Here is a 23,239-nt window from a genome sequence, read left to right as displayed (position 1 = left end):
AAATGTACCTCAGGAGGAGAGTAGACGTGTCAAGTAAAAAGATCGCCAATATATATCCGTTATCTCCCATGCAGGAGGGAATGTTATTTCATTCCCTCCTGGACGAAGGAACAGAGTCCTATTTTGAACAATTGCGCTTTACCATTAGAGGATTCATCGATCCAGCTATTCTCGAACAAAGCTTAAACGCGCTGATCGCGCGACACGATATTCTCCGAACTGTCTTTATCCTTGAGAAGGTTCAGAAGCCACGACAAATTGTACTCAAGGAAAGAAAGACAAACGTTCAGGTGATAGATATCACACACCTCTCTGAAGACGAGCAAGCTATCTTTTTGGAGGATTATGCTAAAAGAGAACGTCAGAAAAACTTTGATTTGGCAAAAGATGTGCTCATTCGCCTCACTCTTATCCAAACTTCTTCTGACGCATATACCCTGATCTGGAGTCACCATCACATTTTGTTAGACGGCTGGTGCATTCCGATTGTGTTACATGACTTTTTCCAAATCTATCAACAAGTAAAAGACGAGCAACCAGTAAATCTCGGCCAAGTTTATCCGTACAGTAAGTACATAAGCTGGTTAGGGGAACAGGATGCAGAAGAAGCAAAAGACAACTGGTCACGGTATTTAAGTGACTATGAGCCGAGCACATTTATTCAAAAGCAGGGTACCGGAATCAAATACAATCAAGCAGAGCTGGTCTTCACGATTAGTCAGTCGTTGACGACCGAGTTGAATCATATCGCAAGACAATTGCAAGTAACGGTAAACAACCTCTTTCGTACAATCTGGGGTCTCATGTTGCAGCGCCAAAGCAATATCGATGATGTTGTATTCGGATCGGTTGTCTCTGGCCGTCCAATCGATATCCCGAACGTCGAGCAGATGGTTGGACTTTTCATCAATACCGTACCGATCCGTGTTCAAATGAGAGACAATCAAACGTTTTCTGATCTGGTGAAACAAGTACAAGAAGAGTCAAGCTCGCTGGAAAAATATCATTATCTTTCTCTCGCGGACATTCAAAAAAATCAACAACTGATCGATCATATTATTCTGTTCCAAAACTATCCGATGGGCGCAGAGCTTTTGACCCGTCTGAATCAATATAACCAAGAATTCACTCTCACAAAGCTGCATGCCTTTGAACAAACCAACTACGACCTAAACATCATGGTCACCTCAGACGATACCCTCACAGTTACGTATTTATACAATGCATCCGTATTGACTGAGGATCAACTCCAACACCTCAATCAACAACTCATTACTATCATGACGCAAGTGACAAATACACCAGATATCCTTCTAAAAAATCTAGAAATAATCAATTCCGAAGAGAAGCATCTTCAGCTTCATACTTTTAATGATACATATCGCCATTATCCCGTTGATTATCTGATTCACCAGATTTTTGAAGATCGTGCAGAGAAACAACCACATCACATTGCGCTGGTCATGGGAGAGCAAAAGCTTACGTATCGTGAGCTAAACGAAAAAGCAAATCAACTTGCTACATTTTTACGTGCAAAAGGGGTCGGGCCAGAAAGTATTGTCAGCTTGCTCACAGAACGCTCAGCGGAAATGATCATTGCCATTCTTGCGATTTTTAAAGCAGGCGGCGCATATTTACCAATCGACCCGGCTCACCCGAAGGAACGCATCGAATACATTTTCCAAGACAGCGGCAGCGTGCTGCTTCTTACAAAAAAACGCTTTTTAGAGACAATTGATTTTGCTGATCGGATCTTTGATCTGGAGGCGGATGAGCTTTATCAGGGAGCACCGGGTAATCTTGCAAATGTAGCCCAAACGAGTAATCTTGCATACGTCATCTACACATCGGGTTCGACAGGCAAACCGAAAGGCGTCATGATCGAGCATGCGAGTCTATTGAACCAAATCTTCGCACTGCAAGAGCAATATCCGCTTCAAGAAAAAGATGCGTATTTGTTAAAAACGACTTATACCTTCGACGTATCCGTCGCAGAAATCTTCGGTTGGATTCTCGGTAACGGCAGACTGGTGATTCTCGAACCTGGCGCAGAGAAAGAACCTGACAAAATTTGGGAATCCATCGTTAATTATGACGTAACTCACGTCAATTTTGTTCCATCTATGCTCATTCTTTTTGTCGAGTATCTCGAGGGGCGAAAAGAGGCAAACCGACTGCGATACATCATGGCTGCCGGGGAAGCAATGCCGAATGATCTTGCGTCAAGAGTATATCAAGTATTGCCAGAAGTGAAAGTGGAGAACATCTATGGTCCGACAGAAGCTACCATTTATGCTTCCTGCTACTCACTCACTGCAGACTTGATAGAAAATCCTGTGCCTATTGGAAAGCCTTTGGCCAACTACCAAATGCATATCGTCAATCAACATGGGCAGTTACAGCCAATCGGGGTTCCTGGTGAATTATGCATCGCCGGAGCTGGCTTGGCGAGGGGATATTTAAATAATGAAGAAATGACGAACGAAAAGTTTGTTCCCCATCCATTTGAAGCAGGCAAGCGCATGTACCGGACAGGCGACCTGGCTCGTTATCGCAAGGATGGGAACATTGAATACCTCGGACGCATTGACCATCAAGTGAAAATTCGTGGCTTCCGGATCGAGTTGAACGAAATTCGTAGCCGGTTGATCGAAGAAGAATCGATTCGCGATGCAGTGGTAGTGGCACAAACAGATCATAACCATCAAGCGTATCTATGCGCCTATATTATCGGCGATCAGATGTGGACTGTTGCCTCATTACGTACACTGCTTCGCCAAACGCTGCCTGATTACATGGTTCCGTCTCATTTCATTCAAATGGAAGAGTTCCCTCTGACCTCGAGCGGCAAAATTGATCGCAAAGCCTTGCCGCTTCCAGATGGCGATGTGCAAACAGGCAACGCGTACAGTGCGCCGCGCAATCCGATTGAGGAATTGCTCGCCCGAATTTGGGAGGAGGTCCTTGGTGTATCACGAGTCGGGATTCACGATAATTTTTTCGAATTGGGCGGGCATTCGCTTTTAGCGACACAATTGCTGTCCCGTACATCCAAGGTATTTCAGACCCAGCTCCAGATGCGTGAGATTTTTACCTATCAGACAGTAGCAGAATTGGCTGAACGAATTCAAATCACTCGCCAAGGTGCTGAGCCGACAAAGCAAAGCCCGATCAAACCGTTTTCCTTGGACAGTACTCAAGAGTTACCACTGTCTTTCGCCCAACAACGTCTATGGTTCCTTGATCAACTGATCCCGAATAGCGCCATGTACAACATTCCGGTCGGATTCCGTCTGCGTGGAGCAGTCGATACGAGTGTAATCGAACGGGCATTGAATGAAATGATCAACCGACATGAATCACTTCGAACAACGGTGAAGGACATAGAAGGACGAGCGGTCCAAGTGATTCATACACAGGTACATTTTCCACTTCCTGTCACTGACCTGCGAGACATGCCAGCAGCGGAAAAAGACGCTATCTGGATGAATATGGTAGAAGAAGATGGCGCAACTCCATTCCAACTGGATCAATGGCCGTTGATGCGGGCAGCGTTGATCCTACTGGAGGAAGAAGAGTCCGTTCTCTGGATAAATATGCATCACATCATCTCAGACGGTTGGTCCATGGATGTATTGGTGAACGAGCTAAGTACCATCTATGAAGCATTCGTCAAAGAAGCAGAAGTACCGCTTGCCGATTTACCCATTCAATATCGGGATTACGCAGTCTGGCAACGAGAGAATTGGCAAGGCAATGTATGGGAGCAGCAGCTCAGTTATTGGAAAAAGAAGCTCGGACAAAGTGAACCGCTTTTGCCCCTTCCGACCGATCGTCCACGGACAGTCGTACAAAGCTATCGCGGTGACAATTATTCATTCTACGTGCCGAGTGAAGTAGGGCAAAAGCTACGCGAGCTAGGAAGACAAGAAGGCGCGACGCTGTTCATGACGCTCTTAGCAGCATTCAAGCACTTCATGTACCGTTATACACATACCACAGATATTCTGATCGGAACACCTGTTGCTGGACGTAATCGTCAGGAAATAGAAAACCTGATCGGATTCTTTGTCAACATGCTGGTTCTTCGAACGGACCTGTCGAACGACCCTACATTCGTTGAACTGTTGCGACGTGTTCGTGAGACGGCATTTGATGCTTTTGCCAATCAGGATATTCCTTTTGAAAAATTGGTCGATGAATTACAAATTGAGCGCAGTCTCAGCTACTCACCACTTTTCCAGGTACTTTTCTCCGTACAGGGAATGTCAACGGGTGTACGTAAAGGCGAGACGATCTCCATTACACCTAATGAAGTCAGTCTCAACAAGACGACCAAATTTGATTTGACTCTCACGATGATTGAAGACGAGGATGACGGACTCAAGGGTGTGTTTGAATACAGTACAGATCTATTTGATCGTACGACGATTGAGCGCATGGCAGAGCATTTCCGCAATCTTTTGCAAGCTGTTGCGACCAATCCAGCGCAGAAAATAACAGAAGTTGAACTGTTAGGCGATGGGGAGCAAGATCAGCTGCTCGTCGGTTGGAATGATACTGAGGTTGATTATTCCCGCGATCTTTGTGTGCATGAACTAGTTGCCGAGATCGCACAAAACTTGCCTGATCAGCTTGCAGTTTCAGGTGAGCAAGGTGCAATCACCTATGCAGAGCTGGATGCCAAGGCCAATCAGCTCGCTCATTTCCTGGTAAAACATGGGATTTGCTCGGAAAACTTGGTAGGAATTTGCGTGGAGCGTTCCATCGAGATGTTGATCGGTCAACTCGCCATTCTCAAAGCAGGTGCTGCTTATGTGCCAATGGACCCTGCTTACCCGCAAGAACGACTCGCTTTTATGATCAAGAACGCTCAGATGTCTTTGGTCTTAACCCAAGAGCGGTTGGTAGGTGCGTTACCAGAAGGCTCTGCAACGTTCCTTTGCTTGGATCGAGATTGGGATGTAATGGCTACGATGAGTTCGGTTGCGCCGGCGGTTACGACGAAAGCTGAACAGCTCGCCTATGTTATCTATACGTCAGGTTCAACAGGAACGCCAAAGGGAGTCGAGATCGAGCACCGATCACTCTTGAATCTAATCCATTGGCATCAGCGAGCGTACAACGTAAACGCTGCTGACCGTGCATCACAAATAGCTGGTACAGCTTTTGATGCTTCAGTATGGGAGATTTGGCCGTATTTGACGGCGGGTGCTACGATTTGCCTGCCGCAGGAAGAGATTCGTCTCGTACCGGACAAACTGCGTGATTGGATAGTCGAATCTGGCATCACGATAAGCTTTTTACCGACACCCTTGGCAGAGAGTCTGCTTACGTTGAATTGGCCAGCTGAATCAGCATTGCGCTACATGTTGACGGGTGGAGATACTTTGCACCAGTACCCGTCTGCGGATCTACCGTTTACGCTAGTAAACCAGTATGGCCCAACAGAAAATACCGTCGTTGCTACTGCTGGCATCGTGCCCGTGCAGGGAGAACGAGAAGCGGCACCTTCCATTGGACGTCCCATTGACAACGTATCTGTCTATGTACTCGACGCAAGCAGAAAGCCTGTGCCTGTAGGAGTTGTCGGGGAGCTTTACATCGCGGGGAAAAGCTTGGCTCGCGGCTATCTGAATCGACCTGACCTGACGGAAGCCAGTTTTGTACCGAATCCGTTCTCTACAGATGAAGGGGCACGGATGTATCGAACTGGCGACTTGGTTCGATATTTGGCAGATGGAAGTTTGGAGTTTATTGGACGAGCAGATGATCAAGTAAGCATTCGCGGATTCAGGGTTGAGCTAGGGGAAATTGAGTCGGCTTTGTATGCACATGCAGCTGTTTCGGAAGCAGTGGTGATCGTCAGGGAGGATTTGACGCCTGGTGTCAAACGACTGGTGGCTTATGCCGTGCTTCATGAGGGAGAAGAGGTACAGACGAATGAATTGCGTCAGTCTTTGAAAGATAGACTTCCAGACTACATGGTGCCATCTGTCATCATACTGATGGATGCTCTGCCTCTCACTCCTAATGGAAAGGTTGACCGCCGTGCTTTGCCGTTACCTGATACTGTGCGGGCCCAATGGGAAGATGGCTTTGTTGCTCCACAAACGGAAATAGAACACAAGCTGGCCGAAATCTGGCAAGGAGTTCTAGGTGTAGAGTCAATCGGGATTCACGATAACTTTTTCGAACTGGGCGGCGACTCGATATTGACGATTCAGATTGTCGCGCGTGCCAATCAGGTGGGCATCCGATTTACACCAAAGCACTTGTTTGACTCTCAAACATTGGCAGAATTGGCTGCAAGTGTAGTAGTTCTTGAGGATGCACCACAAGTGCATAGGGAGCAGGGGGTTGTTACAGGCGAATTGCCTCTGACACCCATTCAGACGTGGTTCTTTGAGCAGGACATTTGCCATGTCAACCACTGGAATCAATCTGTCATGCTTGCTGTGCGTGAAGAAATGGATGCGAGTTTGTTAGCAAAAGCTTTTGCGGCGATTCTTGCACACCATGATGCCTTGCGCCTGCGTTTTCGGAACGTCAACGGAAAATGGGAGCAATATCATGATGTCGTTTCGGATGAGGATGTATTTCAGGTAGTAGATTTGACGACGGCTGTACGTGAAACGGAAATAGAGGAAAAAATGCAAGCCATTGCAGACGAGCTACAAGAAAGTCTGGATATCGAAAAAGGACCATTGCTTCGTGCTGCATACTTCCAATGCGAGGACAAACAGCGTTTGTTCATTGCGATTCATCATCTCGCTGTCGATGGGGTTTCCTGGCGAATTATTCTGGAAGACTTGCAAACAGCCTATCAACAATTGATAGAGTTGCAACAGATGAATTTGCCTCAGAAGACGACTTCTTTTAAACGTTGGTCAGAACAGTTGACACAGTACGCAGAGCAAAGCGTAGTCGACGAATACTGGGCGACTCTCGATACCAGTCATGTAGTAAACCTGCCTGTTGACCATCCGAATGGAAAGAACACAGAAGGTCTGGCCGTTCAAGTAAAGGTAAAGCTGGGCGCGGACGAGACACGTGCCTTGTTGCAGGAGGTACCAGCTGCTTACCGTACCCAGATTAACGATGTGTTACTCAGTGCTTTGATCCGAGCCTATAACAACTGGACGGGGCAACAGACACTTTATGTTTCAGTAGAGGGACACGGGCGTGAAGAGATTATCGATGGCGTGGACATTTCCCGAACAGTAGGCTGGTTCACAAGCATGTACCCGGTCTTGCTGGAAATGGAGCCACATACGCCTTGGGGTTCCCTGATAAAATCAGTCAAAGAACAATTGCGCTCGATTCCTGACAAAGGGATTGGCTACGGCATTCATCGTTATTTAAGCAAAAATGAACAGACGATAAATACCCTGCAAGCTTATCGGCAACCAGAGATTAGCTTCAATTATTTAGGACAATTTGATCAGGATCAAACGGCTGATTCTTCCTTGTTCCAGATCATTCCGAACTGGTCAGCATCCAATTTGAGCAGGGATGAAGCCCGAATCCATACACTTGATTTCCAGAGCATGGTGGCGGGAGATCAGTTAGAAATGACCTGGACGTACAGTGGCGATATGTACGAACAACAAACGATTGAAGAGCTCGCTCGTGACTATGTGCAATCATTGCAAGCGATTGTTGCCCATTGTCGCTCTGAAGAGGCAGGTGGCTTTACACCTTCTGATTTCGCGTTGGCGGAGTTGAATCAAACAAGCCTCGACAAGTTCATCGGAAACAATCGTCTGATCGAGAACATTTACACACTCACTCCGTTACAAGAGGGGATGCTGTTCCACTCTCTTTATGAGCAAGCAGGCGGGGACTACGTCGTTCAACTGGTCGTGAATTTGGATCACTTGAATGTGGCGATGTTTTCAGATGCATGGCAAAAAGTTGTCGAGCGTCATGCCATCCTCCGAACCTCCTTCTTATGGAGCGGATTAGAAAAACCACATCAGGTTGTTCATACAAAAGTAACAGCACATATCGAACATCTGGACTGGAGTCACTCACCGAAAGAAAAGCAAGAAGCGAACTTACAAACGTATCTCGAACAAGATCGCAAGCGAGGCTTTGATCTCGCTCACCCGCCATTGATGCGCTGGTCGTTAATTCGTCTCAATTCGAAAACCAGTCAGCTCGTTTGGAGCTTTCACCATATGTTGTTGGATGGTTGGAGTACTCCGATCGTCCTAAACGATTGGATGGCCTATTATCAGGCATCTGTTGATGGTACCAAAGCAGAACTGCCTGTCGCTCCTCCGTTTTCCACTTATATTGCCTGGTTAAAGCAGCAGAGTCTTGAGGCATCAGAGCAGTATTGGCGAAAACATCTGCGTGGCTTCCGTACAGCAACTCCTCTTAGCATGGGGAAACCGGGTGGAAGGGCTGTGCAACAAAAAGAATACGCAGATCAAATGATACTTTTATCGAAGGAAACAACTGCGAGTCTGCAAACTTTTGCCCGTAAGCATCAACTAACGTTGAATACGCTAGTCCAAGGTGCGTGGGCGTTGATTTTAAGTCGTTACGCAGGTGAGTCGGAAGTAGTATTTGGGACAACCAATCTGGGACGTCCTGCAGATTTGCGTGGAGTGGACTCCATGGTGGGGCTCTTTATCAACACGCTGCCTGTTCGCGTGCTTTTCTCAGAACAAATGACGGTGATCGACTGGCTGCAGAACATCCAACAGGAACAGAGTGAGATTCGTCAGTACGAGTTCACACCGCTCGTTGACATTCAAAGCTGGAGCGAAGTGCCGCTCGGACAGGCGTTGTTTGACAGCATACTCGTTTTCGAGAACTACATGTCTGGTGCAAATACAAATGCGAATACAGACATGTCACTAAACGCAATCAAAGCAGTTGAGCAGACGAACTATCCATTGACATTGGTGGCGGCGCCTGGCGAAGAGCTATTGCTCAAGCTGATTTATGAAACAAATCGATTCGATCAGATCACCATGGATAAGGTATTGGCTCAATTGATCAAAGTATTAGAGTCCATAATGGCTCAGCCTACGGATCATCTCTCTGCCATTTCATTCATCACAGACGAGGAACGCCACAAGCTGTTAGTGGAGTGGAACGCAACAGAAACGGAATACGCTCGTGACGCGGTAATGCACCAGCTATTTGAAGCACAAGTAGTCGCAACACCGGATGCAGAGGCTTTAATCGTCGGAGAAGAAAGACTGACGTACGCGGAGCTGAACCGCCGAGCAAACCAGCTGGCTCACTATCTGCGGGCGCAAGGAATCGGTCCAGAGGTCTTGGTGGCTGTTCTCATGGAACGTACGACCGAAATGATCGTTGCAATGCTGGGCATTCTCAAAGCTGGTGGCGCGTATGTACCGATTGATCCCGCGTATCCACAAGAGAGAATCGGTTATACGCTGGAGGATTCGCAAGCGGCAATCCTGTTGACCCAAGGAAGCCTGCTATCCATGCTACCTGAACATACAGCACAAGTGATCTGCCTGGATCGTGACTGGGAGGCTATCGCAGAGCAAAGCGAGGAGAACCTGCTTAAGCTGGTAGAGCCAACGAACCTTTCGTATGTCATATACACCTCGGGCTCGACAGGTCTACCTAAAGGGGTAGCGATTCAGCACAGTAGTGTCATTGCCTTCATCGCGTGGGCGAAAACGGTCTTTTCCGCAGAAGAAATGAGTGGGGTGCTCGCGTCGACTTCTATCTGCTTCGATTTGTCAGTCTATGAAATATTCGTGACCTTAGCCTACGGAGGCAAAGTCATTTTGGCTGACAACGCGTTGCATTTGCCGAGCCTACCAGCAGTCAATGAAGTGACATTGATCAATACCGTCCCATCTGCCGCCAAAGAACTCGTGCGGATGAACGCAATCCCAGCGACGGTAAAAGTGGTCAACTTAGCTGGAGAACCACTGCCAAACACATTGGCACAAAGTCTATATGCATTGGAGCATGTAGAAAAAGTCTTTAATCTATATGGACCGTCTGAAGATACGACGTACTCCACGTATGTACAGGTCACCAAAGGCGCCACGTCAGAACCGACAATTGGCCGTCCTTTGTCCAACACACAAGCGTATATTCTCGATGCCAACCTACAACCAGTACCGTTGGGCTTACCTGGGGAACTGTATCTTGGTGGTGACGGCTTGGCTCGTGGGTACCTAAATCGCCCAGAGCTGACGGCAGAACGATTCTTGTCCAACCCATTCCACGCTGACCCGCAAGCGCGGATGTACGGCACCGGTGACTTGGTCCGTTATCTCCCAGATGGACAAATCGAGTATTTGGGACGGATTGACCATCAGGTGAAGATTCGTGGCTATCGGATCGAGTTGGGAGAGCTGGAGGCTGTCCTTCGCACCCATCCGGCTGTCAAGGAAGCCGTGGTGATGGCAAGAGAAGACAAGCAGGGTGACAAACGTTTGGCGGCATATGTAACGACAAGAGAGGAAAGTAGCGAAGAGGCTACTGACTTAGCCGTCTGGGCAAAAGCAAAATTGCCAGAGTTTATGGTTCCATCCGTCTTTGTCTGGCTGGACGCAATGCCACTCACACCGAACGGCAAGATCGACCGGAAGCAACTGCCAGAGCCGGAGTGGGGGCAGATGGCTTCTACCCAAGAGTATGTAGCCCCACGCAACCAAAAGGAGGAGCTGGTCGCCACCATCTGGTCGCAAGTGCTCGGTATCGAAAAGGTCGGCGTTCATGATAACTTCTTCGAGTTAGGCGGGCATTCTCTCTTAGCGACACGGGTCATTTCCCGACTTCGTGAGATGTTTGCAGGAGAAGTACCCATCCGTACGCTTTTCGAAAACCCAACGGTTGCAAAACTGTCCGAAGCACTTGGAAGCTTTTCACAGGAAACAATAGGAACTGCGATCGAACCTGTTTCACGGGAAGGTCATCTGCCATTGTCTTTTGCGCAGCAACGTCTGTGGTTCCTGGATCGCCTGATGCCAGACAGCGCCTTGTACAACATTCCGTCCGCGATGCGATTGCATGGAGATCTGAATATAGAGGCTTGGAACAACAGCTTACAAGTACTGATCCAGCGCCACGAAAGCTTGCGGACAACCTTTGACCACGTAGATGGGCAAGCCGTGCAAATCATTCACCCTTACCAAGAGCAGTCGCTACGCGTAATCGACTTGCGCGAGCTACCAGCAGACGAGTGCGAAGCAGAAACACAGCGTTTGGCAGGAATCGAGGCAGCTACGCCATTCAACCTGAGCGAAGGTCCGTTGTTCCGTACCACCTTGATCCGTATAAGCGAGCAAGAGGCGGTCTTCTTATTTAACATGCACCATATCATTTTCGATGGCTGGTCAATCGGTATTTTCATCAAAGAAATGAGAGCACTGTACGAAGCATTTGTTTACGGAAAAGAACCTGGATTAGTCGATCTGACATTGCAGTATGCGGATTACTCTGTATGGCAACGGAAGTGGATGGAAGAAGATGTGCTTACGCGACAGCTAGCGTACTGGAAAGAAAAGCTAGTCGATGCCGAACCACTATTGGTTTTGCCGACAGATCGTCCGCGTCCATCCGTTCAAAGCCATGCTGGCGCGATGTATACCTTTACGCTTTCAGCTGAACTGTTAGAAAAATTGAGTATGCTCAGCCGTGAAGAAGGATCGACGCTGTTCATGACCTTGCTGTCTGCCTTCCAAACTTTGCTCTACCGCTACAGTGGACAGGAAGACATTCTCGTCGGAAGCCCGGTTGCAGGACGAAATCGGGAGGAGATCGAGTCACTCATCGGTTTCTTCATTAACACATTGGTGCTACGTACGGATATGTCAGGGGAACCGACTTTCCGTGACTTGCTGGCAAGAGTGAAGGAGACAGCGCTAGAAGCCTATGCTCATCAGGACTTACCGTTTGAAAAATTGGTCGATGAACTGGCGCTAGAGCGTAGTCTCAGCTACTCGCCGCTGTTCCAAGTGATGTTTGTCCTCCAGAACTTCCAACTAGATTTAGACGAAAAGGCTGGCATACGCGTATCGGAATTCGATATGGACAAACACCTTGTCACTGCGAAGTTCGATCTGACGTTGACGATGGCTGAAAGACCAAACGGTTTGATTGCGACATTTGAATACAATACAGCGCTGTTTAATGAAACGACGATCGTGCGTATGTCACAGCACTTCCATCACTTACTCGAAGCCATCGTTCAGATGCCGGAGCAGACCATTACCCAATTGCCGCTTTTGCCTCAGGCAGAGCGGGAGCAGTTGCTGGTGGAATGGAACGACACCACGACGGCTTACCCACGGGATCAACGCGTCGATCAATTGTTCCAGCAGATCGCGATGCGTTACCCGGATCGTATTGCGGTGGTAACGGGAGACCAGAGTCTCACCTACACCCAATTGGAGACACGAGCCAACCAAGTGGCCAACTACCTGCAAAAACAAGGCGTTCGCCCAGGTTCACTCGTTGGTATTTGCGTAAAGCGCTCGCTCAAAATGCTGATCGGGGTGCTCGGGATTCTCAAAGCTGGTGGGGCTTACGTACCGCTCGATTCAGATTATCCGAAGGAACGTCTGGCATACATGATGGACGACGCTCGAGTCACCGTTTTGCTCACACAGGAGCAACTTCTACCGTCACTCCCATCCAGTGAGCATACTGTGATTTGTCTGGATCGCGACTGGGCGATGATAGCCGAAGAAAGTGAAAGTGCACCTGACATTGACACTACAGCGGAAAGTCTCGCTTACGTGATCTACACCTCAGGCTCTACCGGGTTGCCAAAAGGAACGCTTGTCATCCATCGCGGCATTGTCCGTCTCGTCAAAGAAACCGACTACGTGACGATCACAGAGCAGGATGTTTTCCTGCAAGCATCGACAGTATCGTTCGACGCGGCGACCTTTGAGATTTGGGGCAGCTTGCTGAATGGGGCAAAGCTGGTGCTGATGCCGCCTGATCTGCCTTCCCTGGAAGAGCTGGGACAAGCCATTCAGGCGCACAAGGTTACGACGCTTTGGCTGACGGCGGGACTGTTCACACTGATGGTGGATCATCACAAAGAATCGCTGACAGGGGTTCGCCAACTGCTCGTGGGTGGAGATGTCGTCTCGGTTCCTCACGTAAGAAAAGCGTTGGAAGTAGAAGGACTCACGATAATCAACGGGTATGGTCCAACGGAGAACACGACATTCACCTGCTGCTATCCAGTCACGGAGTTGCCAGAGACGATCAGTTCATTCCCAATTGGCCGTCCGATCAAGAATACGACTGTGTACGTACTGGACAGCAACATGCAGCCCGTCCCGATTGGTGTAACAGGTGAGCTGTACATTGGCGGAGATGGTCTGGCGCAAGGATATTTGAATCGCCCTGATTTGACGGAAGAACGCTTTGTACCCAACCCGTTCTCAACCGATCCGCAGGCACGACTTTATCGGACGGGTGACCTGGTTCGTTACCTGCCAGATGGCCTTATCGAATTCATCGGCCGAATCGATAATCAGGTAAAAGTCCGCGGATTCCGCATCGAGCTGAATGAAGTAGAGGCAGTATTAGCCAAACATCCTGCTCTTGCTGCATCCGTCGTCATTGTCCGCGAAGATGAACCGGGCAAGAAACAGCTCGTCGCTTATGCGGTCAAGCAAGCTGAGCAAGAGATTGACACAGCCGAGCTGCGCCAGCACTTCAAAGCGCATGTTCCGGATTATATGGTGCCATCTGCTTTCGTCATGCTGGATGAATTGCCGCTTACGCCAAACGGGAAAGTAGACCGTCGGGCCCTGCCAAAACCTGACTATGCGCACTCAAGTGATGAGCATTACGTGGCACCACATACCTTGATCGAGCGCAAGCTGTCTGAGATTTGGCAAGACGTTCTCAGAATCGAAGAAATCAGTATCAACGCTAACTTCTTCGAACTCGGAGGAGACTCGATCCTGAGTATCCAAATCGTCTCACGGGCTAACCAAGCAGGGATTCGTCTTACACCTAAACAGATCTTTGAAAACCAAACAATCGCTGAACTGGCAGCTCTTGTTTCCACAACTGGAAACGGGGAAAGTGCTATTCAACTGGCGGAACAAGGCCTCGTGATTGGCAATGTGTTGCTTACGCCAATCCAGAAGTGGTTCTTTGCCGCTAATCAACCGTCCATCCATCACTGGAATCAATCCTTCTTGTTGACAGTCGAGGAGCCGGTTGATACGAGCGCATTGGAGCGTGCCATTGCCGAGTTGCTTGCACACCACGATGCTTTACGCATGCGTTATACCAACAACGACGGCATATGGTCACAACACATCGAGGGCTTGGGCGAACCTGTACCTTTCCATTCGGTTGATTTGTCTGGCATCGCAGCAGAGGAACAATTCGCGCGATTGGAAGAAATTGCAGGCGAGAAGCAGGCAAGTCTCAACATCACAGAAGGCCCGATGTTCCGAGCAGTGTACTTCCATCTTGGAAAAGAACGCGCGGGACGACTCCTGCTCGTTATTCATCACTTGGTAGTCGATGGGGTATCCTGGCGTATTTTGCTGGAAGACTTGCAGTTGGCCTATGAGCAAGCGGTGAATGGTCAGGCGGTGCATTTCCCGTCAAAAACGACGTCGTTTAAGGCATGGGCTGAACAGTTACACGCTTATGCCAAGACTGATTCGCTTGATAAGGAAAAAGCCTTTTGGGCAAATCAAGCGTATGAAGTGGATCCACTTCCTGTCGACCGTACGTATGAGCCAGCTCAAAACATCGAGGCATACACGAAACAGATTACATTGACGCTGACCGCCGAAGAGACGCGCAACTTGCTTCACGAAACGCTCCCTTCCTACCGTCTGCAAATCAATGACGTATTGCTTGCTTCCTTAGCAAAAGCGTTGAATCGATGGACAGGAAAAGAGAAGATGGTCGTTACGCTGGAAGGACATGGACGCGAGGAGATTATCGAGGGGGCAGATTTATCCCATACGGTTGGCTGGTTCACAAGTATGTACCCGATACAGATTTCTATCGAGCAAGAAAAACCTTGGGGGCATACGCTGAAGGCAGTCAAGGAACAGCTCCGCCAGATTCCAAATAAGGGTGTCGGCTATGGAATTTTGCGCTATCTAAGTGATGATCTCGAGCTACAACACCAACTGAACGCCCAACTTAAACCGCAAATCAGCTTTAACTACCTCGGGCAATTTGACCAGACCGTGGCGGTTTCCTCTACATTTGGCATAGCGTCTGAACGGAGTGGAGCCAATCTTGCCCCTGATTCGATTCGAGAGAACTTGCTCGATATCATTAGTGCGGTGACAGGAGATCAGCTACACGTCACCTGGTTGTACAACGAAAACATCCATGACGAACAGACGATTGCGGCGGTTGCTGATCATTACATGGAAGCACTGCGGGAGATTATGACTTACACCCAATCGGCAGAAGAAATCGGCTACACACCGTCAGACTTCCCGCTGGCTAATCTAAGTCAGCAGTCAATCGACAAATACATCGCTTCGGATCGTCAGCTCGAAAATGTATACTTGCTGACCCCATTGCAAGAGGGGATGCTTTTCCACTCCCTGTATGAACAAGAGGGCGGCGATTATGTTGTACAGTTCCTCATGACAGTGCGAGATATTAGCTTGACAGCATTCGAGCAAGCTTGGCAGAGAATCGTCGACCGTCATTCGATTCTTCGTACCTCCTTTATCTGGGAAGGCTTGGAACAACCGCATCAAATCGTTCGAAAACAAGTAAAAGTAAGCGTGGAAAAAATCGACCTACGCCATGTGGATGCCGATAAGCAGGAAGCTGAAATCCAATCGTATATAGCAAAAGACCGGGTGCGAAACTTCCAGCTTAATCAGGCGCCATTAATGCGGTGGACATTGTTTTCCACAAACGATAATACGTATCGCTTCTTATGGAGTTTCCATCATATCTTGCTAGATGGTTGGAGTATGCCACTTGTCTTGCAAGATTGGCAAGCAAGTTATCAAGCGATCGATAAAGGCGTAGAAGAAAAATTAGAAGCAGTCCAACCATTCAGTCGCTATATCGCATGGCTCCATAAGCAAGATAAACAAGTTGCGGAGCGCTATTGGCGCGAGCAGTTAAAAGGATTTTACGAATCAACGCCACTTGCTATGGGAAAAGCAGGCAGTCATGCCATACAGCCTAAAGCCTACAGAGATCGCACCGTTTCCTTATCCAAGGAAGTAACGGAGCATCTGCAAGCTTTTGCCCGCAGGCAGCAGTTGACGCTAAATACGTTGGTGCAAGGGGCATGGGCACTCATCCTGAGCGGTTACAGCGGATCAGACGATGTTGTCTTTGGAACGACGGTTTCTGGTCGTCCAGCAGAGCTGCCAGGAGTGGAAAACATGGTAGGACTCTTTATTAATACGCTACCTGTCCGCGTCATGTTTGACTCAAGCCAAACGATTCAGGAATGGTTACAACACCTGCAAAAGACACAATTAGACATCCGCCAGTATGAATACACACCACTTGTAAACGTCCAGGGCTGGAGTGAGGTTCCACATGGACAATCGTTGTTCGATAGTATTCTCGTTTTTGAGAACTACCTGAATAGCACAAGTGAGGGATCAGATTCCGGTGTGTCGCTGAGTGAAGTCGAAGCAGTGGAGCAAACCAATTACCCATTGACATTGGTGGTAGCTCCTGGCGATGAACTTGCTCTCAAATTGATCTATGAGCAAGGACGTTTTGATCCGGAAGTGATTGTGAAAGTATTGGAACAGATGTCTCAGGTTCTACAAGCCCTAACTGCACAAGCGAAACAGCCGTTGACTACACTTTCATTTATTACAGACGAGGAACGCCACAAGCTGTTAGTGGAGTGGAACGCAACAGAAACGGAATACGCTCGTGACGCGGTAATGCACCAGCTATTTGAAGCACAAGTAGTCGCAACACCGGATGCAGAGGCTTTAATCGTCGGAGAAGAAAGACTGACGTACGCGGAGCTGAACCGCCGAGCAAACCAGCTGGCTCACTATCTGCGGGCGCAAGGAATCGGTCCAGAGGTCTTGGTGGCTGTTCTCATGGAACGTACGACCGAAATGATCGTTGCAATGCTGGGCATTCTCAAAGCTGGTGGCGCGTATGTACCGATTGATCCCGCGTATCCACAAGAGAGAATCGGTTATACGCTGGAGGATTCGCAAGCGGCAATCCTGTTGACCCAAGGAAGCCTGCTATCCATGCTGCCTGCACAGACAGCACAAGTAATCTGCCTGGATCGTGACTGGGAGGCTATCGCAGAGCAAAGCGAAGAAAACCTGCCGAATTTAGTGGCACCAACGAACCTTTCCTATGTCATTTACACCTCGGGCTCGACAGGTCTACCTAAAGGGGTAGCGATTCAGCACAGTAGTGTCATTGCCTTCATCGCGTGGGCGAAAACGGTCTTTTCCGCAGAAGAAATGAGTGGGGTGCTCGCGTCGACTTCTATCTGCTTCGATCTGTCAGTCTATGAAATATTCGTGACCTTAGCCTACGGAGGCAAAGTCATTTTGGCTGACAACGCATTGCATTTGCCGAGCCTACCAGCAGTCAATGAAGTGACATTGATCAATACCGTTCCATCTGCCGCCAAAGAACTCGTGCGGATGAACGCGATCCCGACAACGGTACGAGTGGTCAACTTAGCTGGAGAGCCACTGCCAAACACATTGGCGCAAAGTCTGTACGCGCTGGGGCATGTGGAAAAAGTCTTCAATCTTTATGGTCCGTCTGAGGATACGACCTACTCCACGTATGTACAGGTCACCAAAGGCGCGACGTCAGAACCGACAATCGGTCGTCCATTGTCCAACACACAAGCGTATATTCTCGATGCCAACCTACAGCCTGTACCGTTGGGCTTACCTGGGGAACTGTATCTTGGTGGTGACGGCTTGGCTCGTGGGTACCTAAATCGCCCAGAGCTGACGGCAGAACGATTCTTGTCCAACCCATTCCACGCTGACCCGCAAGCGCGGATGTACGGCACCGGTGACTTGGTCCGTTATCTCCCAGATGGACAAATCGAGTACTTGGGACGGATTGACCATCAGGTGAAGATTCGTGGCTATCGGATCGAGTTGGGAGAGCTGGAGGCTGTCCTTCGCACCCATCCGGCTGTCAAGGAAGCTGTGGTGATGGCAAGAGAAGACAAGCAGGGTGACAAACGTTTGGCGGCATATGTAACGACAAGAGAGGAAAGTAGCGAAGAGGCCACTGACTTAGCCGTCTGGGCAAAAGCAAAATTGCCAGAGTTTATGGTTCCATCCGTCTTTGTCTGGCTGGACACTATGCCGCTCACACCGAACGGCAAGATTGACCGGAAGCAGCTGCCAGAGCCGGAGTGGGGCCAAATGGCTTCTACCCAAGAGTATGTAGCGCCACGCAACCAAACGGAGGAGCTGGTCGCCACCATCTGGTCGCAAGTGCTCGGTATCGAAAAAGTCGGCGTTCATGATAACTTCTTCGAGTTAGGCGGGCATTCTCTCTTAGCGACGCGGGTCATTTCCCGTCTTCGTGAGATGTTTGCAGGAGAAGTACCGATCCGTACGCTTTTCGAAAACCCAACGGTTGCAAAACTGTCCGAAGCACTTGGAAGCTTGTCACAGGAAACAATAGGAACTGCGATCGAACCTGTTTCACGGGAAGGTCATCTGCCATTGTCTTTTGCGCAGCAACGTCTGTGGTTCCTGGATCGTCTGATGCCAGACAGTGCTTTGTACAACATCCCGTCCGCCATGCGATTGCATGGAGACCTGAATATAGAGGCGTGGAACAAGAGCTTGCAGGTACTTATCCAGCGCCACGAAAGCTTGCGGACAACCTTTGACCACGTAGATGGGCAAGCCGTGCAAATCATTCACCCTTACCAAGAACAGCCGCTACGTGTAATCGACTTGCGCGAGCTACCAGCAGACGAGTGCGAAGCAGAAACACAGCGTTTGGCAGGAATCGAGGCAGCTACGCCATTCAACCTGAGCGAAGGTCCGTTGTTCCGTACCACCTTGATTCGCGTAAGCGAGCAAGAAACGGTCTTCCTTTTGAACATGCATCACATCATCTCTGACGGTTGGTCGATGGGCGTATTCATTCGCGAATGGTTCACTTCCTATGAAGCGATTAGCCAAAACGACTTACCCGCATTGGTTGATTTGCCTGTACAGTATGCAGACTACGCGGTTTGGCAACGGGATTGGCTCCAAGGTTCGGTATTAGACGAACAGCTTTCTTACTGGAGTGAAAAATTAAGTGGTGCTGAACCGCTTCTGACCCTACCGACAGACCGTTCACGTCCAGCTGTACAAACGTACGAGGGAGCGATTTACTCAACAACCCTCGCAGGTGAACTTCTCGACAAATTACAAACACTTAGCCGTAAAGAAGAATCGACGCTGTTCATGACCTTACTAGCTGCGTTCCAAACTCTGCTCTACCGCTACAGTGGACAGGAAGACATCCTCGTCGGAAGCCCTGTCGCAGGACGCAATAGACCAGAGACGGAACAATTGATTGGATTCTTCATTAATACAATGGTGCTCCGTACGAACATGTCAGGGGAACCGACATTCCGTGACTTGCTGGCAAGAGTGAAGGAGACGGCGCTAGAAGCCTATGCTCATCAGGACTTACCATTTGAAAAATTGGTCGATGAACTGGCGCTAGAGCGTAGTCTCAGCTACTCGCCACTGTTCCAAGTGATGTTTGTCCTCCAGAACTTCCAACTAGATTTAGACGAACAGGCTGGCATACGCGTATCGGAATTCGATATGGACAAACACCTCGTCACCGCCAAATATGACCTGACGTTGACGATGGCAGAAAAACAAGACGGATTGATCGCGACGTTTGAGTACAATACAGCGCTGTTTGATGAAACGACGATCGTACGTATGTCACAGCACTTCCAGCACTTGCTCGAAGCCATCGTTCAGATACCGGAGCAGACCATTACCCAATTGCCGCTTTTGCCTCAGGCAGAACGAGAGCAGTTGCTGGTGGAATGGAACGACACCACGACGGCTTACCCACGGGAGCAACGCGTGGATCAATTGTTCCAGCAGACCGCGATGCGTTACCCGAATCAAATTGCAGTGGTAGCGGGAGACCAGAGCCTCACCTACTCCCAGTTAGAATCACGAGCCAATCAAGTGGCCAACTACCTGCAAAAACAAGGCGTTTGCCCAGGTTCACTTGTTGGTATCTGCGTGAAGCGTTCGCTGGAAATGCTGATCGGGGTGCTCGGGATTCTCAAAGCTGGTGGGGCTTATGTACCGCTCGATTCGGATTATCCGAAAGAACGTCTGGCATACATGATGGGCGACGCTCACGTTACTGTTTTGCTCACACAGGAGCAGCTACTACCGTCACTCCCATCTGGAGAGCATGCAGTCATTTGTCTGGATCGCGACTGGGCGATGATTGCCGATGAAAGTGAACAGGCACCTGACATTGACACTACAGCGGAAAGTCTCGCTTACGTGATCTACACCTCAGGCTCTACCGGGTTGCCAAAAGGAACGCTTGTCATCCATCGCGGCATTGTCCGTCTCGTCAAAGAAACCGACTACGTGACGATCACAGAGCAGGATGTTTTCCTGCAAGCATCGACAGTATCGTTCGACGCGGCGACCTTTGAGATTTGGGGCAGCTTGCTGAATGGGGCAAAGCTGGTGCTGATGCCGCCTGATCTGCCTTCCCTGGAAGAGCTGGGACAAGCCATTCAGGCGCACAAGGTTACGACGCTTTGGCTAACGGCGGGATTGTTCACGCTGATGGTAGATCATCACAAAGAATCGCTGACAGGGGTTCGCCAACTGCTCGTGGGTGGAGATGTCGTCTCGGTTCCTCACGTAAGAAAAGCGTTGGAACTCGAAGGACTCACGATAATCAACGGGTATGGTCCAACGGAGAACACGACATTCACCTGCTGCTATCCAGTCACGGAGTTGCCAGAGACGATCAGTTCATTCCCAATTGGCCGTCCGATCAAGAATACGACTGTGTATGTACTGGATAGCAACATGCAGCCCGTCCCGATTGGTGTAACAGGTGAGCTGTACATTGGCGGAGATGGTCTGGCGCAAGGATATTTGAATCGCCCTGATTTGACGGAAGAACGCTTTGTACCCAACCCGTTCTCAACCGATCCGCAGGCACGACTTTATCGGACGGGTGACCTGGTTCGTTACCTGCCAGATGGCCTTATCGAATTCATCGGCCGAATCGACAATCAGGTAAAAGTCCGCGGATTCCGCATCGAGCTGAGTGAAGTAGAGGCAGTATTAGCCAAACACCCTGCTCTTGCCGCATCCGTCGTCATTGTCCGCGAAGATGAACCGGGCAAGAAACAGCTCGTCGCTTATGCGGTCAAGCAAGCCGAGCAAGAGGTTGACACAGCCGAGCTGCGCCAACATTTCAAAGCACATGTTCCGGATTATATGGTGCCATCTGCTTTCGTCATGCTAGATGAATTGCCGCTTACGCCAAATGGGAAAGTAGACAGAAAAGCACTTCCAGAACCTGTCTATGATCGCGGGCAAGATGTTGATTCGTTTACAGAGGCTACCAACCTCATCGAACAAAAACTGGTGGAAATATGGTGCGGCGTTCTGCGAATGGATCGCATCGGCATTCACGATAACTTTTTTGAGCTTGGGGGCGACTCCATTCTCAGTATTCAAATCGTCGCACGTGCAAACAAAGCTGGCATTCAACTGACTCCGAAGAATCTTTTTGACCATCAAACGATTGCAGAGTTGGCAAAGGTTGCAGGCCAAAGCACGAAAGTGGAAGCAGAACAAGGAATGGTCACAGGTGAAGCTCCACTATTGCCGATCCAAAAATGGTTCTTCGAGCAAGAGCAACCAACACCACATCACTGGAACCAATCGATGCTCCTGCAAGTGAACGAACAATTGGACGAAGAGCATCTGGAGCAAGCCATTACCCACCTGCTCGCTCACCACGACGCACTCCGCCTGCGTTATACCTACACAGATGGCCAGTGGAAGCAGACACACGCAGAGGTCGAATCGGAAGTTTTGCTCGTGGTGGAGGATCTTAGCATGGTCTCGCCAGCTCAGCACATGAGAAGAATCGAAAAACTTTCAAACCAAGCACAAGCGAGCCTAGATTTGGAAAACGGACCGCTCATGAAGATCATCTATTTCGATCTCGGGTATGATCGACCTGGCCGTTTGCTGATTGTCATCCACCATTTGGCGGTAGACGGGGTATCGTGGCGAGTTCTGATCGAAGACTTGCAAACCGCATACAGACAGGCTGCGGATGGAACAGAGATTCACTTGCCAGCAAAGACAACCTCCTACAAAGCATGGGCAGAAAAAATGAATGAGTACGCATCTTCTGAACGTATTGTCTCTGAAAAGGAGTACTGGGTAGCTGCAGCAGACGAGATGATGTCAACTACAACGCCAATCCATGACAGTGAGCCGAACACAGAAGGGAACTGCCGGACGATTACGATTGCAATGGAGGAGCAAGAGACAGAAACCCTGCTACAAAAAGTACCGTCCCGTTACCGCGCGCAAATCAATGATGTTCTATTGACCGCGTTAGCATTGGCACACGCCAAATGGACGGGAGAACAAGCCCTACTAGTCAACCTAGAAGGTCACGGTCGTGAAGAATTGTTCTCGGAGGTCGATCTCTCTCGAACGGTCGGCTGGTTTACGTCCATGTATCCACTTTTGATTCGACTGGATCAGAACATGTCTCAGGAAGATGCGCTGGTAAGAGTCAAAGAGAAGCTTCAACAAATTCCGAACAAAGGGCTTGGATACGGCATCCTGCGCTACCTGACGAAAGATAATGAGGCATCCGAAAAGCTAGCGGCTATTCCGCAACCACCGATTAGCTTCAACTACCTAGGACAATTCAATCAGGCGGGAGAAGGAGATTCCCTGTTTGGATTTGCGGAAGGAGAAAGAGGCTCCAACATCAGTCCGGACAACAGAAGGGCTCATCTGATTGATGTGGTAGGGGCAGTCACAGGAGGCAAGCTGAACCTAAGCTTCCTCTACAGCGAGTCATTGCATAGCGAAGCAAGCATCGAGACTTTCGCTCGTCATTTCACGGAAATCCTGCGTTCACTGATACAAGCGGAGAAACAAAGCTATAGAGCCGAAGACTTCGAGGATGCAGACTTGAGTCAGATGGCGTTAAACAAGGTACTCTCCAAGCTGAAGAAAAGAAAGGGGAATTAATC

At 49.2% G+C, this 23,239-nt stretch carries 1 protein-coding gene; it reads left to right on the top strand.

Translation table 11 applies throughout. From position 1 onward, the window contains the following. Nucleotides 1–2 precede the first annotated feature (2 nt). The gene (gene lgrB, locus ACUUHJ_RS16365; RefSeq protein WP_472299374.1) at nucleotides 3–23,237 is read left to right on the top strand and encodes a linear gramicidin non-ribosomal peptide synthetase LgrB; all 23,235 of its coding nucleotides are present in this window, start codon (nucleotides 3–5) and stop codon (nucleotides 23,235–23,237) included. Nucleotides 23,238–23,239: the final 2 nt, after the last annotated feature.

The sequence above is a fragment of the Brevibacillus schisleri genome (genome assembly GCF_055685845.1).
Note: the sequence above shows the minus strand (reverse complement) of the source record. Positions and strands in the feature narration are given on the sequence as shown.

What these genes read in the sequence shown, in the direction of transcription:
- lgrB (WP_472299374.1), top strand. Translation starts at nt 3, where the DNA reads ATGTACCTCAGGAGGAGAGTAGACGTGTCAAGTAAAAAGATCGCCAAT.